The 16,073-nt window shown below is 50.0% G+C and carries 14 protein-coding genes and 1 pseudogene; 11 read left to right on the top strand and 4 right to left on the bottom strand.

The genetic code is table 11. The features are described 5' to 3' along the window. Positions 1-8: 8 nt before the first annotated feature. Positions 9-959, bottom strand: coding sequence for an aldo/keto reductase (locus AC06G8_RS15335; protein ID WP_480283268.1), 951 nt, complete (start codon positions 957-959; stop codon positions 9-11). 17 nt (positions 960-976) lie between these two features. After that, a complete protein-coding gene (locus AC06G8_RS15330; protein WP_480283267.1) occupies positions 977-1,993 on the bottom strand; it encodes a Gfo/Idh/MocA family protein in 1,017 nt (338 codons plus the stop codon). 122 nt (positions 1,994-2,115) lie between these two features. Between AC06G8_RS15330 and AC06G8_RS15325 the strand changes: the two genes are divergently transcribed. Further along, on the top strand, positions 2,116-2,952 hold the full coding sequence (locus AC06G8_RS15325; RefSeq protein ID WP_447661583.1) for a helix-turn-helix transcriptional regulator: 837 nt from the start codon (positions 2,116-2,118) through the stop codon (positions 2,950-2,952). Positions 2,953-3,100: 148 nt separating this feature from the next. After that, complete coding sequence (locus tag AC06G8_RS15320) at positions 3,101-3,556, top strand: hypothetical protein (protein ID WP_480283266.1); 456 nt, start codon at positions 3,101-3,103, stop codon at positions 3,554-3,556. Between the two features lie 136 nt (positions 3,557-3,692). Here the strand turns inward: AC06G8_RS15320 and AC06G8_RS15315 are convergent, their stop codons facing one another. Beyond that, positions 3,693-4,652 carry an aldo/keto reductase family protein gene (locus tag AC06G8_RS15315; RefSeq protein ID WP_480283265.1) on the bottom strand — a complete coding sequence of 320 codons (960 nt, stop codon included), beginning with the start codon at positions 4,650-4,652 and terminating at the stop codon, positions 3,693-3,695. 524 nt (positions 4,653-5,176) lie between these two features. Between AC06G8_RS15315 and AC06G8_RS15310 the strand changes: the two genes are divergently transcribed. The 4 genes from AC06G8_RS15310 to AC06G8_RS15295 all read left to right on the top strand — a co-directional run bounded on the left by AC06G8_RS15310 (position 5,177) and on the right by AC06G8_RS15295 (position 9,279). Next, on the top strand, positions 5,177-5,530 hold the full coding sequence (locus tag AC06G8_RS15310; protein ID WP_480285456.1) for an NAD-dependent epimerase/dehydratase family protein: 354 nt from the start codon (positions 5,177-5,179) through the stop codon (positions 5,528-5,530). 52 nt (positions 5,531-5,582) lie between these two features. Continuing rightward, positions 5,583-5,813: a hypothetical protein gene (locus tag AC06G8_RS15305; protein ID WP_480283264.1), complete on the top strand. Its 231-nt coding sequence runs from the start codon at positions 5,583-5,585 to the stop codon at positions 5,811-5,813. Positions 5,814-7,026: 1,213 nt separating this feature from the next. Beyond that, positions 7,027-8,151: an NADH-dependent flavin oxidoreductase gene (locus AC06G8_RS15300; RefSeq protein WP_447661576.1), complete on the top strand. Its 1,125-nt coding sequence runs from the start codon at positions 7,027-7,029 to the stop codon at positions 8,149-8,151. Positions 8,152-8,424: 273 nt separating this feature from the next. Next, the gene (locus tag AC06G8_RS15295) at positions 8,425-9,279 is read left to right on the top strand and encodes a DUF4405 domain-containing protein (protein WP_480283263.1); all 855 of its coding nucleotides are present in this window, start codon (positions 8,425-8,427) and stop codon (positions 9,277-9,279) included. A 150-nt stretch (positions 9,280-9,429) separates the two neighbouring features. On the opposite strand, the gene AC06G8_RS15290 is transcribed toward AC06G8_RS15295, so the two are convergent. Continuing rightward, the gene (locus tag AC06G8_RS15290; RefSeq protein WP_480283262.1) at positions 9,430-11,022 is read right to left on the bottom strand and encodes a M2 family metallopeptidase; all 1,593 of its coding nucleotides are present in this window, start codon (positions 11,020-11,022) and stop codon (positions 9,430-9,432) included. 124 nt (positions 11,023-11,146) lie between these two features. Between AC06G8_RS15290 and AC06G8_RS15285 the strand changes: the two are divergent. The 5 genes and pseudogenes from AC06G8_RS15285 to AC06G8_RS15265 form a co-directional block, all read left to right on the top strand. Beyond that, positions 11,147-11,649 (top strand): annotated as a pseudogene (locus AC06G8_RS15285) (DEAD/DEAH box helicase family protein); the annotation flags it as partial. A gap of 584 nt (positions 11,650-12,233) precedes the next feature. Then, positions 12,234-13,241 (top strand): LacI family DNA-binding transcriptional regulator, encoded by a 1,008-nt coding sequence (locus AC06G8_RS15280; protein WP_480283261.1) that lies wholly within the window; start codon positions 12,234-12,236, stop codon positions 13,239-13,241. A 29-nt stretch (positions 13,242-13,270) separates the two neighbouring features. Continuing rightward, positions 13,271-14,134 carry a sugar phosphate isomerase/epimerase family protein gene (locus tag AC06G8_RS15275; RefSeq protein ID WP_447661572.1) on the top strand — a complete coding sequence of 288 codons (864 nt, stop codon included), beginning with the start codon at positions 13,271-13,273 and terminating at the stop codon, positions 14,132-14,134. 73 nt (positions 14,135-14,207) lie between these two features. Next, positions 14,208-15,146: an ABC transporter permease gene (locus AC06G8_RS15270; RefSeq protein ID WP_480283260.1), complete on the top strand. Its 939-nt coding sequence runs from the start codon at positions 14,208-14,210 to the stop codon at positions 15,144-15,146. Between the two features lie 26 nt (positions 15,147-15,172). After that, on the top strand, positions 15,173-16,045 hold the full coding sequence (locus AC06G8_RS15265; protein ID WP_480283259.1) for a carbohydrate ABC transporter permease: 873 nt from the start codon (positions 15,173-15,175) through the stop codon (positions 16,043-16,045). Positions 16,046-16,073 lie beyond the last annotated feature (28 nt).

Below are 16,073 nucleotides of genomic sequence, written 5' to 3'. Positions count from 1 at the left end.
GCGTCTGCCTATTCTTTTCCCGCGACGCTCGCGGCGGTAAGATCCAGCCAATCCAGCTCGGCGCGAGTGAGCTTGATGGATGTCCCTTCCTGGCAAGAGCGGAGCTCTTGCGCATTCTGGGCGCCGATCAGCGCGCAGGTCGGGAAAGGCTGATTGAGCACATAAGCCAGAGCGATCTGAATGACCGTGACTTCCTTGTCCTTGGCCAGCTGCTCGGCGCGGCGCAGGCGCTCCCAGTTGTCGTCGCTGTAGAAGACGCGGACGATATCGTCGTTGTCGCGCACCTCGGGCGAGAAGCGGCCGGTGAAGAAGCCGCGCGCCTGAGAGGACCAGGACAGCAGAGGCAGCTGCTGCCGCTCATGCCACTGCAGCGTTTCCGCGTCGGCCGACACGCAGCCGTGCCAGAACGGCTCGTTGACCTTGGCGAGGCTCAGGTTGGGGCTGCTGAAGGTGAAGCCGGCAAGGCCGTGCGCGGCTGCATATTCGTTGGCTTCCTGCAGGCGCTGCCAGGTCCAGTTGGAGCCGCCGATCGCGCCGATGCGTCCGGCTTCGATATGCTCGTTGAGGACTTCGATGATTTCGCCGACAGGCGTGGAGGGATCGTCCCGGTGAAGCGCATACAGCTCCACGTAATCCGTGCGCAGCCGCTCCAGGCTCGTCATGAGATCGCTGTTGATCGCTTGGCGGTTCACGCGGGGACCGGTATGGTCATGATGGGCGCCCTTCGTCAGGATGACGAGATCATCTCGGTTGCCGCGCTCTTCCATGTAGCGGCCCAGAACTTCTTCGCTTTGGCCGCCGGAATAGATGTGCGCCGTATCCACGGCATTTCCGCCGATGGCGAGGAAGGCGTCGAGATTGGCCGCCGCTTTCTCGTACTGGTCATGAGTAAAGTAATCGGAGCCCTTCATCAGAATCGAGACGGGCTTGTCGGTTCCTGGAATGAGGATCGTTTTCATGGTTATTTTCCTCCTTGTTAGTGGGTTGCAACCGGTTGCAGGACGATGCGCTTGTTCTCTCGCGCGGATTGCAGGCAGGCTTCCAGAACGCGCATGTTGCGGACCGCGTCCTGCGGCGGGAATTTCTGCGGCTCTCCGTTCAGCACCGTTCGGGCAAAATCATCGCATTCCAGCGAGAAATGGTTGATATGAGGAACTGCTACTTCTTCCCGCTGTCCATTGACGGTGACGTAGAAATGGGCTCCGCTGTCCTCCGGAGCGATGAAAGCGGAAGGAACCTCGATGATGCCATCGGTACCGAGCACCTCGAGCGTATTGCGGAAGGCGCCCCACATGCCGCAGTCGAAGGTAACGCCCAGGCCGCCCGGGAATTCCAGCAGTCCCGAAGCCATCATGTCGACATCGCCGTGCTGCGGTGAGAACAAAGCCCTGACGGTTACGGCCTCCGGCTCTTGGCCGAGCAGGAGCCTGGCTGCCGTGATGGGATAACAGCCGACGTCGTAGAGGCCACCGCCTCCCCAGTCCTTGTTGAATCGGACGTTGCCGGAGCTGTTGGAGCTGTTGAACGTGAACGTGCCGTGGATGCTTCTCAGATCGCCAATTTTGCCGGAATCGATGATGCTGCGGATCGTCTCGTAGCGGGGATGATGGCGGTACATGAAGGCTTCCGCGAGAATGACGCCGTTCGCGGCCGCCGCTGCAGCCATTTCTTCCGCTTCGGCCGAGGTCAGCGCGATCGGCTTCTCGCACAGCACATGCTTGCCCGCAGCCATGGCGCGGATCGCCCACTCCCGGTGCAGATGGTTGGGCAGCGGAATGTAGACCGCCTGGACTTCATCGTCGGCAAGAAGCTCCTCATAGCTGCCATACGATCCGGAAATTCCGAATTCATCCGCCGTCTCGCGGGCTTTGCCTTCATCGCGGCTTGCAATGGCAATGACTTCATTAAGCTCGGACTTCATCAAGCCCGGAATGACCGAGCCCCTTGCGATCGATGCGGTGCTCAAAATGCCCCATTTCAGCTTCCCGTTCATGGCCCAAACATCTCCTCCTTCAACAACTACGATTATATTGTCATTATATGAAATGAAAGATAGAATAAAAATAATAATATTTTGAAGGGCATTAGAACAATATTGTCATGGAGGAGATTTCATTGGAGCGGCAGGCCCATTTATTGACCTGGCCGGATCTTCCGTACTTCGTCTTTCCGGAATCGGTCGGCAGATACACCGAATATCCCACGCACTCGGTGCTGAGGGAAGCGGGCGCCCTGAACAATTTCAACATCCATTATGTCGCTTCCGGGCGGGGATATGTGGAGGTGGAGGGCAAGCTCCACGAGCTGGAACGGGGCGAGGCGGTTCTGTATTTTCCGCTGCAGCGCCAGCGGTATTACAGCAGTACCGAGGAGCCGTGGGATGTGCGCTGGATCCATTTCTATGGCGGCACACTTCATGATTATATGATCGAAAGGGGCTTCCACAAGAACAATCTGTGGAAGCTGCGCCAGCCCGCTGCTTGGGAGGAGGCGCATCTCGCGCTGCTCCAGGAAGCCGAAGCGAACAGCATGACCCGGCCGGCGCTGCTGTCCACTCTGACGTATGCGGTGCTCGCGGAGTTCGTGCAGCAGGCGGTCAGCCTGACTTCCGGGCGCACGAGCCCGGCGGAGAGCCGCGTCATCGGCCTGCTGCCGCTCATGCAGCAGGAGGCGGCGAAGCCGTTCATCCTTCAGGAATGGGCGGATCGGGCGGAGGTGAGCCCGCATTATTTCTGCAAGCTGTTCAAGAGCGCCATGCAGATGACGCCATCGGACTTCGTGACGCGCGCCCGGCTGCAGATGGCGAAGCAGCAGCTGCTGGAGCGGAAGGACGACAACATCGGAGACATTGCCGTGCGGGCCGGATATCCGAGCGCCAGCTATTTCAACAAGCGGTTCCAGGAGCATGAAGGCATGACGCCGACGGAGTATCGGAGCTTGTTCAACAACTGACTCAGGCTTGGGAAAGGTACGGACAGGAAAGCAAGACGAGGGTGCCGTTCAGGATAAGAATCTCCTATTGCTCCTATGGCTTGCGCCATGCGGGGGTCAAGCTCCGCTTCCAATTTACCGCCGCCCTATGGCGGTTTTTTGTCATGGAGTGCGCAACCTTGTCGAACTGCCTTGCGTTCTTGAGAGCATGGGAGGAATGATCGTGGTGAAAAAGAAACTCTCGCTGCTCCTTGTCTTGCTGCTCCTATTCCTGTCCGCATATACCGCGGGCTTCATATGGATAAGGAACGGCGTCCAAAAAATAATGACGATTGGAATGCAAACGAATATAAACTTCGCTCCCTACATGAACGAACAGGCCTACGACAAGCTGAATCCGCTGAAGCGCGGTTTGGTGCAGTCGCCTTACCGCTATGAGCCGAACAAACATGAGATCATTTCCATCGTTCCGGTTCATTATTTTTTTGGAGCCGCTGTTTATGCCAAGCAGTGCTTTTCCTTCCAAGCCGGCGATCATCGGTTCGGATCGGTGGAGAGCATCAAGATAAGAGTGAAATGGAAAAATGGACACTGGCATGCGGAAAAGGTGGAAATAGCTCCTTAAGTGGCCGTCGATGGCCGGACTTCAGCTATCCTCGTCAAGGCGGCAAAAAGCAAAAAGCGCTCGTCGATGACGGGCGCTCTTTGCTATGCGGCTAATTGTAAACGGGAAAAGGAAAGAATGTCCGAATCGGACTTCTCTATTCTTCCGTTCCCGTCAAAATCGCTTCGATCTTTTTTACGATCTCTTCCGAAAGCTCCACGCCGGAAGCCTTCACGTTCTCTTCCAGCTGGGAAACCTTCGTCGCTCCAACGAGCGTGCTAGCAACGCTGTCATGGCGCAGAATCCAGGCGAGAGCCAGGCTGGAGAGGGAAAGGCCGAGCTCCTTGGCTACGGCGTCAAGCTGGTCGACTTTGCGCAGATGGCTGTCGGTCAAGTAGTTCTTGATCCACATGTTCGTCTTCGGATCGCTCGCGCGGCTGCCTTCCGGAAGCTCTTGCCCGAGCCGGTATTTGCCGGTCAGCACGCCTTGGGCGAGAGGGGAGAACACGACTTGCGAGATGCCGTTCTTCTCGCTGACGGCCAGCACGTCCCGCTCGATGCTGCGGTTGAACATGCTGTACTCCGGCTGGTTCACGACGATGCGGTCCAGCAAATACTTGTCCGCGACCTGAACCGCCTCCTGGATCTGGGCCGCGCTCCATTCGCTGACGCCGACGTACAGCACCTTGCCCTGGCGGACGAAGTCCTCGATCGTGCGCAGCGTCTCCTCGACCGGAGTCTCGGGATCGTAGCGGTGGCAGTAGAAAATGTCGACATAGTCCTGCTTCAGCCGCCTCAGGCTGGCGTTCAGCTGCTCGACGACATGCTTGCGGGAGAGGCCGCGGTCATTCGGACCCGAGCCCATCGGCCAGAACGCCTTCGTCGCCAGCACATACGATTCGCGCGGATACGCAGGCAGAATATCGCCGAGCATGGATTCCGCCGCGCCTTGCTCATACACATTGGCGGTGTCGATGAAGTTGATGCCGAGCTCGAAGGCGCGCTCGACCAGCTTCGCTCCCGTATTTTCGCCTACCGTATGTCCGTACGTCATCCAGCTGCCGAGACTGATCTCGCTGACCTTGAGGCCGGAGCGGCCAAGCTTTCTGTATTTCATTCGCTGTCTCTCCTGACATTGAGGGAATGGGTTCCATGGTTTTCCGCGCACGGGATGGAAGGATATGGACGCGCGTTTACAAAGTTTATCACGACTCGGTTCTCCTCACAATAGAGCGTTTTCATTGTGCAAGCCGATAGACGGATCAACCGTATCGATTTGCCCTGGGAAAGATAAATCCGCCCTATGTATGGAAGGAAATTCCATAGCTTGGAATAGGGGAGCAATCAAGTACGACGAAGAACGTCAGCCAGGCAGAACCGCTCTACACAATGGTTTTTAAGCAGCTGTACAGATCGGATTGAAGCTGCGGGGGCAAGCGAAGAGGAGGCAACACATGAAAACAGTTGCGGTAACGGGTGGCAGCGGCAAGCTGGGCACGGAGGTCGTGCGCCAGTTGAAGGAAGTCGGATTCGACGTCGTTTCGCTGGATAGCCGCATCTCGGATAAGCTGCCTTGCAGGCAGCTTCAGGTGGACATGAACGATTTAGGACAGGTGATGAGCGCCTTCCGGAGCGGAGGGCATCGTTCATCTGGCGGCGATTCCGGCTCCGGTCGGGTTTCCGCAAAACCATATTTTCACCAACAACGTCATCGGGAGCTTCAATATCCTGGAGGCGGTTTCCCTGCTCGGCATCAAGCGCGTCGTCATGGGATCGAGCACTTCCTGCTATGGCTTTGCTTGGGCGGAAAAGCCTTTTTCGCTGTCTTATCTGCCAGTCGACGAAGATCATCCTCATTTCGCCCAGGAGGGATACGGCCTGTCCAAGACGCTGAATGAGCAGACGGCGGCTATGTTCAGCCTCCGCAGCGGGCTGGAGGCCGTCCCTCCGCTTCTCCCTGATCGCGGTTCCGCAAGATTACGCTCATCTGCGTGAGGCGATGAAGCGGTCGGAGGCTTTTCAAAAGATCCTTTGGAGTTATGTTGATTTGAGAGACGCAGCGGCGGATTGCGTGCTTGCGTTGACAGCTGAGGGGATCGAGGGGGCGGAAATGCTGAATATTACCGGGGATGATACGCTGAGTGAGATGGATACGGCGGAGCTGGTGAAGATTTATTATCCCGAGGTGAAGGAGTTTATGAAGAATTTGACGGGGCGGGAGCCGTTGTTTAGTAATGAGCGGGCGAAACGGGTTTTGAGATGGGTGCCGGGATATTGATGGGGAAATAACATATGTGCGATTAGGATAGCTGTTGCAGCAATTGCACACGGTTGGAAATATTAAGCCCGCATAAAAAGCGGACTTTTTTCTTTACAGACATAAATCTAGGTAGCCCAGGAGCGTCGCTATCCGGAAGGACAACAAACATACCGAGAGTATACTCAGTCGTTAAGCTGACGTGGGGAACAGTTTAAGATCAAGAGCGGTGAACCGTATCACAAGTGACGGCGAAAAATTTGAATGTCAAGAAGTGTATAGAGGACTGTAGAGTGATGGAGGAAGGTGCTATAGAGATATGTTTATCCCTCTTAACCAATTATCAGATTGTCAGTGAACTCCGCAACAAGTTATTAAGCAACTGATGAACGCACCCAGCAGGTGGCGTCCGTTCGCCTCAAGATTAATAAAGTCGTTTTTTCATCAACTTAGATTTTCCAAAGCATCGGATCTTATACTAAAAATGATTGCCGGAGAAATGTGGGGCCCGGATATTCCCATACAGTCGCAGGAATAAAAACTAAAAATCCACCGCACAGCGGCAATACACTGGAGCAGCATGCATCTAACGCGGTTTCTGAGGCGCAAACGGCTTTAAATCAGGCTATAAGCTCGATAAGTGAATCTAATGTGGCAACAAATTCACAAGCTTTGGAGACGGCCCGGCAGCAATTGACCCGAGCAGAGGAATTTTTAGATCAAGCGCAAGCTTCAGCTAACGCATTACGTCTGCCAGACCAACAATAATATCGAGATATGGTCGTCTGTCTGTAGACGTTGTGTATGATGTTTACGCCGATACTCCCCGCATGGGCAAATGATCTGCGTTGACGCTCGGAGGAACGTATTTGCCATAGACACGGAGAATCACCGTCAGAAGGCTTCGGCTTGCGCCGAAGCTTTTTGTTTTGTTGAGATGCTCCATAACCGGACTCAGTTAGAAAAAGAATATATCCGAGTGTGAGATAAGGAAAACGCCCGTCAAGGCAAAGAGATTGCCTTGACGGGCTTTCTTCTTGTTCTTTAATGGTCTTCTCTTGCGCAAATCTACCGCGCTTTCTTCTTGAACACGGAGTGTTCCAGAATTTGCGCGGGATCGTTTCCTGATTAGATTGTTAATCGTGTTTTCTTCATCTTCGCATCTTCGTATGCTTTTCCCGTTGTTGAGCAACCTAGTTGAGGTCTAATCATCCATAGGGAGGACATATTACGCATGAACCCCAAATATAAGCCACTATTTGAAGACTTTACGCTGCGAAGCGGCATCCGGCTGAACAATCGAATCGTCATGGCCCCGATGACGAACTGGTCGTCGAATGCGGACGGCACAGTTTCGGACACTGAGGTCGACTATTATATCCGCCGCGCCGACGGCGTCGGCATGGTCGTGACCGCATGCACCTACGTCACCCGCAACGGAAAAGGGTTTGCCGGCGAGTTCGGCGCCGACACCGACGACATGATCCCAAGCCTGCGGCGTCTTGCGTCCGCGATCAAGGAAAAAGGAGCGGTGGCGCTGCTGCAGATTTTCCACGGCGGGCGCCAGTGTCCGCCGGAGCTGGTGCCGAACGGAGATATCGTAAGCGCGAGCGACGTACCGTCGGAACAGAACGGGAATGTCAGGCCAAGGCCGCTTCAGGATGAAGAGATCGAAGACATCGTGCGCGACTTCGGGGAGGCGGCACGGCGGGCGATTGAGGCGGGCTTCGACGGTGTAGAGATTCACGGCGCGAATGGATACCTGCTTCAGCAGTTTTTCTCGCCGCATACGAACCGCCGCGACGACCGCTGGGGCGGGGATCTGGCGAAACGGCTGACGTTTCCGCTCGAGGTGGTGGAGGAGGTGAAGCGGGTCGTCGCCGAGCATGCCAAACGGCCGTTTGCCGTCGGATACCGCTTCTCGCCGGAAGAACCGGAGGAGAACGGCATCACGATGGACGACACGTTGAAGCTGGTCGACGTGCTCGCAGGCCGGGAACTGGACTACCTCCATGTGTCGCTCATGGACTTCGGGTCCAAACCGCGGGTCGGGGCGGACGAAAGCAAGTCGCGGCTGCAATGGATTGTAGATACGGCCGGCGGACGGACGCCCGTCATCGGCGTCGGCTCCGTGCATACGCCCGAGGAAGCGCTGGAGGCGCTGCTGACGGGCGCAGCTCTGGTTGCCCTCGGCCGCGAGCTGATCATGGAGCCCGATTGGGTCGCTAAGGTCGCGGAAGGCCGGGAGGCCGAGATCGCTACGACGCTCAGCAAGCAGGACCAGCGCCGGCTGGTCATCCCGGATCCGCTCTGGCAGGGCATCATGGGCGCACCGGGCTGGTTCCCGGTGGTGGACTGAACGCTTCGCCGCAGCCGGCTGCACCGATAAATTTACCTACACGGTGACAGGGGTCTTTGGTACTTTTGATAATATTGGAACTCCCGCAGTAGTCTAAGAAGGGGCACCCAAACAGGTGCCCCTTAAACTTCGACTTATAGATGTTACGGTGAACCTTATCATAAGTAACGGCAAGTTTTTTGGGGAATTGCGACAGCCTTGCAGACACGGATTTAAGATTCATTAAAGGTTTTCGCCTCATACTCCATTAGGTGGATATGGAGGGGGAACGGAATGAAAAAAATCAATTATTTTAAGTTTGTTCTTGATCTTATCATGGGTGTAATGTTCGTCTTGTTCTTTAATAAAAATGTTTTAGGCGGGTTAGCGTTTCATGAAATATCGGGCCTCTTTTTTGCGGGTGCTTACATCACTCATATTCTTCTGAATTTGAGTTGGGTGAAGAGGGTCACCTTAAAAATGTTCGATCGCAGTTTATCTTGGAGAATACGTGGAAGTTATGCGTTGAACCTGTTATTGTTGATTTCCATGACGTTCATTATTGTCAGCGGGATCATGGTTTCCCATGTCGTATTTCCGAATATAAACGTGGGCAATGAGGGCTGGTTTAAGATGACTCATATTTCCGTATCCTTCTTGGTATTGGCGCTAATCGGGGTCCATGTCGGGCTGCATTGGCACTGGGTCGTGAACATGTGCAAGAAAATGACGAGCGTAAAGAAGAGTCGGACTTGGTTGAGGTATGTCGCACAAGGCCTGACATTGATTGTTCTGCTATTCGGGCTTTACCAAATCAATCAGACTTCGTATGTTACGCATTTAAAAAGCTCGGTTTCGGCGTTCGGAGTAAACACGAAGCAAACAGGAATCAAGGGCGGGGACGATTTCCAGGGCAGAGAGGTTTTCGAAAACGGAGAACGAGGTGGAATGAAGGGAGACAAGCAGCTTTCCGGGAGAGAAGGTCAACCTGAATCTCCATTCCATGGAGGGGAAAATGGAGGTAACGTAAGCGTCGTTTCTGTCATTTGGACTTATACCGGAATTACGGCTGTGTTCATCATTGCAGCTCATTATCTGAAAAAATTAAGCTTATACCGAAAGAAAAAGACGGTTTTAAACCCGAAATAAGGGTTAGTTGATAGTTTTGAAAGGGCCATTCCATAAGGAATGGCCTTAAAACTTGCCGTTACAGACGGCGCGGTGAACCGTACCATAAGCAAGTGCGATTAAACGATAAGAAAAGGATAGCTTAGACCTGTAGGCCTAGCTATCCTTTTCCTATTGTCTAACCTGAGCTTTACAATAAACCTCAACAAAGTGAGCGGGGTTTAATTTTTCGCCTGTTATACGGCTAATTTTTTCATTCCAGTTATAGCGTGCAGCTGGTTTAAAGAATTCATTGATCAGCATTTCACCAGTTTCTTTTGTAAAAAATTCTGGAGAAATTCTTGTTTCAATATGGCGAAGTAATTGTGCTGCCATTAGTTCGCCTAAGAGATAATTTTGGTAGTAAACAGGTGCGAGTGTAAAGTGAATTTTTGCTGCCCAATCAGGGTTATCAGTTTTATCCGGAGGAGTAATTAGTTGAATTTCATTGACAGTTTTCCACCATAAAGCGTTTAAATCTTGATCAGGATTTTCGTACAGTTCTTTCTCAAAAAAGACAAAGGTAATAATCCATCTTACTGCTATAAGCATTTGAAATTGTTGGAAATTTTCTAATTCAGAAGCAAGCGCATTTACGGTTGCATCATCGACCTGTAAGAATCGCTTTAACCAGCGTGGGTCTTTGCCCATTTTCCCAAATAACATCGCGATTGATTCTGTTGTTAAGGTGTGGCTACTGGTACGTAATATGAATGGAAGGCTAGCGTCTACATATTTAAAATAAGCTGCATGCCCAAATTCGTGTAAATTTGTTTCCATCCAATAGGCATCCTCCATTAAGCTGCAAAGGACACGAACGTCACCTTCACGATCAACATCCAAGCAAAAGGCTGTTGGATTTTTCTTATCTCTTGGGAATAAATCGCTTTTTTCATATAGGTCATCAATATCAAGCCCCAATGAGCTAAACGTATTTGTTGTAATCTGAACGATATCTTGTCCCTTGTAAAAACGATCTAGATTGGTTGAATCTGACGGTGGTGCCTCCTGGAAAAAGGGATCAACATAATGCCAAGGGCGAATATCCTCTGGATTAATCCCGAATTTAGTTGCTAAACGATCATCAAGTTCATTCTTCATCGTACGATAGGTTTCATCTGATTGATTAATGAGTTCGTTGAAAATAGCAAATACCTCATTACGATCAAGTTCTTGTAGCGCAAAGCCCATTTGATGATGGTTATCATAACCAAGTAGTTGTGCAGCTTCATTGCGCTTCTTTACAAGCTCCAGCAGATCCTTTTCTACAACTTTACCTACTTCCTTACTAGCAAACCATACTTTTTTGCGTAATTCCAGGTCATCACTATTTAACAATACCTCTCGAATATCATTGGCAGAATACTTTTTCCCATCTACTTTAGGTGAATAAGTGTTAAATAATATATTTAGTTCAGAAGCGCGTTTTGCCAAATCTGCAATCACATCTTCAGGGAGTTGGTTGCCCTCCATTTCGTTTAGTAAAAGTTGAAGCTGTCGTTTTTCAATTTCCGTTATGTTTTCCATTGCTAGAAAGTGTTTTGCTTTTTCGAATGTTTCTTTTGAAGAGAATAACAGATTGTACTTTGTGTCAGCTTCGCCTAATTTTTCAGCCCATTCAGGGTCCCCTGTTGTTTGGGCCATCCAGGCTGTTTCGGCAGTGGTTTTGTATAATTCTTGCATTTTGTTATTGAAATCATTAAGGAAAGTTTGTAGGGTTTCCAAATGGTCGCAACCTTTCTGTATCAAAATACCTTTATACATTATTAGGAATTCGACATGAATATTCTTAAACCTTTAAATGTTTATCAATAAAATGGGTCAGCAGTTAAAAAAAGAGGAATGCTATGGATTCAAGAACAATACCATCAAGCTTATTGATCGGGAAGTCCTAGATAACATTCGATCGACACAACGTAACATTGGATTGAGATTGTCTGAACGACTTGAGGGCAAATTTAATTTAACGATTGAAATGGAAACCGGTACAGGTAAGACATACACTTACATTCGCTCAATGTTTGAGTTGTACAAAAAGTACGGTTGGAGCAAATTTATTATCGTCGTCCCTTCTATCGCAATTCGTGAAAGTGTACTCAAGACATTTCAGATCACTGAAGATCATTTCATGCGGAATACGGATCAAAAGCTCGATACTTCGTATACAACTCGAAGCAATTGCATCACATTGAGAAGTTTGCCAGTGATGCTGGAATAAACGTCATGATTATTAACTCTCAGGCATTCGCCGCGAGAGGACAAGATACAAGAAGAATATACATGGAGCTGGGTGACTTTAACTCCCGTCGTCCAATCGATGTCATTGCCAGCACGAATCCGATCCTGATTATTTTACAAGAATTACACTAGACCTGTAGTTTGAAGACACGCCCTAGGAGGATTCAGCATGACGCTGGGTGTCATAGCAACTCCCGAGGGGTAAGCTTTCATCAAGCACTGGTGAACAGCCTCAATTTTCTGGAGTTCTGAATCAACATCGAGTAATGGTCAGCTCGATTGGATGAGGCCCGACCGGATCGATAATCGCGGAATCGTGAAGGAGAAGCTGCAACTCTCATACCGTCTGATCGGCACGGCGGATGAACTCGGATGCCCGAATTTCGAATGCGGCGTCAATTATTTCGAAGAGCTGTCCTTCTTCAGCAACGCTTCATGTGATCGAATAAGAGGCTCCGAATGGAGTCGCCATCTCTGCCTTAACTGCCATTGGAATAACTTTGTTGACTAAGGGGAATGGTATGGAGCGTCATGAGAAACAGGGACATCTAAGTGTTTATTCTATTTTTAAACTAAAACGTTTTATGATCCGAAACGTTATCAGAAATGATTGACAGAAAAAAGAACAGTATGCTAAAATTTCATTGGAAGCGTTTTCAAAAATATAACGGATCCGTTCGGAATAACAGGTGAGAGATATGGCGGCGACAATAAAAGATATTGCTAAATTAGCAGGTTGTTCCATTACCACCGTATCGCGAGCATTAAACAATCATTCTGACGTCAATAGGAATACCCATAAGAAGATTGTTAAAATCGCGAAACAATTGGGATATCAACCGAATTCATCGGCACGAAGCCTGGTGTTGAAGAAAACGAATACGATCGGTCTGATCGTTTCGAATTTAACGACAAGAAGCGGGCATCATTTTTTGTTTGATGTCATTTGCGGCGTGAACGAGCAGGCCACCTCGCGCAATTATGACGTGTTTTTGTTCGGCACGAGCTCTCAGCAGCAGAGGGAATTGCGCTATGAGGAGCTGTGCCGCAAGCGAAGCTTCGACGGTGTTATTTTAGCGGGGCTTAAAATCGACGACCCGTACATTGAGCAGGCCGTCCATGCGGAGGTCCCGACCGTATTGCTCGATGTTCCGGCTGCTTCTGACAATGTTGGAAGCGTTATCAACGACGATGTCGGCGGCTCGATGTCCGCGATTCAACATTTGATCGATTACGGTCATCAGCACATTCTGTTTATCAACGGTCATCGGGAGGCGGTAGTCAGCCAGCATCGGCTGGAGGGCTACAAGAAAGCGCTTGAGAAGAACGGATTGCAATACGATGAAGAGAATACCGCGCATGCGGATTTTGAAATCGAAGGAGGCGGGAGAGCCTTCGAAGCTTTGATAGCGAGGAAGCCGAATGCGACGGCCGTGTTTTGCGCCTCAGATTTGATGGCGTACGGAATGCTCACCAAAGCCTCCGAGCTGGGATATAAAGTCCCCGATGACATCTCCGTTGTGGGCTTTGACGGAATCGAGATCACCAAAATCATGAAGCCGTCGTTGACGACAATCGAACTGGACCGGTTTCAAATCGGGACATCCGCCGTCAATATGGTGTTGGAGATGTTGGACGGTTCATCCGGCTACACGCGCGTTATGTCATCCAAGCTTATCATACGGGAAAGCACGAAAAAGCTTTGAAAGGCCGATGAGAAGCGAAGTTCATTTTAATGTTTTTGAAAACGTTTCGGATTATTGTTTTTGAAAACGTTTCGGAAAATTCCATTTTAAGGGAGACGGTTACTGTGAAACTAGGCATCATCGCTTCGCCGAATCTGGAGAGCTTCGAATACGCCAAGCGGTTAGGGCTGGAGTTTGTGGAATTTTGCATTAATGTTGGAAATGACGCGAAGGAGTTTGCGAGACGCGCTGCGGAATTGAAAGAGGCAAGCGAGCGTACGGCTGTGGCGGTCGGATCAATCGGACGCTGGGGTCCGGACCGGATTGCAAAAGACGGCAGTATAATCGAAGAGGAGCTTCAGGCGGCATATGCATTGATCGACGCTTCAAGCGAGCTTGACTGTCCGGTTTTTGTAAGCGGATGCAACTATATTGAGGAACGGTCCCTCTACCAGAACGTGACCTCGGCCATCGAATTTTTCTCGAAGCTGATTGAATACGGTAAAGCTAAGGGCGTGCGAATCGCTACCTACAATTGCCACTGGAACAATTTCGTCGTCGATGATATGGCCTGGAGGCTGATTCACGGACATCTGCCGGAGCTCGGCATCAAATACGATCCATCACACGCGCGGTATGCGGGACAAGACTACTTGAAGGAAATGAAGGAATGGGGGGGGCGGTTCCTTCATGTGCACATCAAAGGCTCGGTGATCATTGAAGGCGAGCGTTTCGACGATCCGCCGGCAGGCTTGGACCAAACCGATTGGGGGGCCTTCATGGCGATTTTGTATGGTGTAGGCTATGACGGTGGCTTGAGCGTCGAACCGCATTCCGATGTGTGGACCGGCGAACTTGGCGATAAAGGTGTACGATTCACAGTTGAATTTATGAATAAATTGCTGTTTCGTTGACAACTAATTTTATCCCGCTATTTTCCAAAACGTTTTGAGGAATCGTTTCAACTTTGGGAGGTGCTTAGATAGAATGAAGAGGACGATCGATAAGAAAAAAAACGGATTTGTTCATGAAATGAAACGAAACTATCCCTATTATTTGATGATGTTACCAGCTGCAGTCATTCTTTTTCTATTCTCATATTTACCGTTGCCGGGTATTATTATAGCTTTTCAGGATTTTAATTTTATGGATAAATTCAGAAGCCCTTTTGTTGGTTTTGACAATTTCATGTTTTATTTTACGAGCATTTATGCATTCCGTACAACCTTCAACACCATCTTTATCAATTTGAATTATATCTTTTGGACAACGTTAGTCAGTGTTCTTATAGCCATTCTGTTAAATGAGCTCAGATTGAAAATTGCCAGCAAGATTTATCAAAATCTTATGTTTCTGCCCTATTTCATCTCTGCAGTCGTGATCGGCAAGCTTGTGACGCAAATCGCTTTCTCGGACAAAAACGGGATCGCAAACCAAATCCTCGGGCTTTTCGGGCAAGACCCGATCCAGTGGTCACAGAATCCGGCACCGTGGGCTTGGATTATTATCGGAGCTCACGTATGGCAGGCAGCCGGCTATTCCACAATTGTCTACCTTGCCAGCATCACAGGTATAGATGATCATTTGTTTGAGGCGGCGTCGCTTGACGGAGCGAATCGTTGGCAGCAAATCAGGCTCATATTACTGCCCATGCTGACTCCTGCAATTATCATCATGACACTGTTAAGCATCGGCGGCATTTTACGCGGCGACTTCGGGACCATATATGCCATCATCGGGGATAACGGACTGTTATTCGAAAGAACGGATGTCATCGATACTTATGTTTTCCGGGCGGTCAAGCAGGCAGCTGATTTCGGGACAACAGCCGCAGTCGGTTTGTATCAGTCCGTAGTAGGATTCATATTGGTTTTCGGATCCAACGCCTTGGTAAGGCGATATAACAAAGATAACGCGTTGTTCTAAAGCGGTGATGGGAAGGAGGAGGCCGGATGCGGAAGCTATCGCCTAGCGGTTATATCATGCAGTTCATAATGCATCTTTATCTCTTCATCTTTGCGGTCGCATGCATTTACCCGCTTATTCTCACATTTATGGCTTCAATCAGCAGTGAAAAGAGTATTTTGGACCATGGGTTTCAGCTCATTCCGAGTGAGTTTTCTCGGGTGGCGTATGAAGCGGTCTTTAACAGCGAGTATGTTTTCAAGAGTTTTGGGGTTTCGATTTTGGTTACAGTAGTCGGGACGGTGTTGTCGCTGCTCATTTGCGGCACGGCAGGTTATGCAATGTCGGTCAAGCGGGTCAAATACAAAAATGTCGTCGCTATGTTTTTTTACATTCCAATGGTTTTCAGCGCGGGTGTGCTGCCCTGGTATTTGGTATCCACGCAGATTTTGCATTTGCACAATACATTTGGTGCGTTAATACTGCCTGGTCTAGTAGCTCCATTTAACGTATTTTTGATGCGTAATTATTTTATGACCGTTCCATCCGAACTGATCGAATCGGCGGAGATCGACGGCTCCGGAGTCATGAGAACATTTCTTGGTATCATCATTCCGTTGTCAAAGCCAATAATTGCGACGATTACCTTGTTCATAGGTTTGGCTTATTGGAACGATTGGGCGAGTGCGTTGTGGTTCATTGATAATCCCAATATGTACCCGCTTCAGTTCATGCTGTACCGGATTCAATCCATCATTAATCTTGTCCGGGAAACCGGAACCTTGGGTGATATGAAAGTTCCGGCAGAGACTTTTCAGATAGCAACCATGTTTGTAACGATCGGGCCCATCATCCTTTTGTATCCGTTTATCCAGCGCTATTTCGTCAAAGGAATCATGATCGGCGCAGTCAAAGGATAAGCTCTATTCCTTGGTTTTAAGAAGTTTT

The organism is Paenibacillus sp. SJS-P3 (assembly GCF_056711585.1).
This window is presented reverse-complemented; position numbering and strand designations above follow the sequence as displayed.

Excerpts from the sequence above, each read along its gene's own strand:
- AC06G8_RS15335 (WP_480283268.1), bottom strand. The coding sequence starts at position 959 with ATGAAAACGATCCTCATTCCAGGAACCGACAAGCCCGTCTCGATTCTG.
- AC06G8_RS15330 (WP_480283267.1), bottom strand. The coding sequence starts at position 1,993 with ATGAACGGGAAGCTGAAATGGGGCATTTTGAGCACCGCATCGATCGCA.
- AC06G8_RS15315 (WP_480283265.1), bottom strand. The coding sequence starts at position 4,652 with ATGAAATACAGAAAGCTTGGCCGCTCCGGCCTCAAGGTCAGCGAGATC.
- AC06G8_RS15300 (WP_447661576.1), top strand. The coding sequence starts at position 7,027 with ATGAACCCCAAATATAAGCCACTATTTGAAGACTTTACGCTGCGAAGC.
- AC06G8_RS15295 (WP_480283263.1), top strand. The coding sequence starts at position 8,425 with ATGAAAAAAATCAATTATTTTAAGTTTGTTCTTGATCTTATCATGGGT.
- AC06G8_RS15280 (WP_480283261.1), top strand. The coding sequence starts at position 12,234 with ATGGCGGCGACAATAAAAGATATTGCTAAATTAGCAGGTTGTTCCATT.
- AC06G8_RS15275 (WP_447661572.1), top strand. The coding sequence starts at position 13,271 with ATGTTTTTGAAAACGTTTCGGATTATTGTTTTTGAAAACGTTTCGGAA.
- AC06G8_RS15270 (WP_480283260.1), top strand. The coding sequence starts at position 14,208 with ATGAAGAGGACGATCGATAAGAAAAAAAACGGATTTGTTCATGAAATG.
- AC06G8_RS15265 (WP_480283259.1), top strand. The coding sequence starts at position 15,173 with ATGCGGAAGCTATCGCCTAGCGGTTATATCATGCAGTTCATAATGCAT.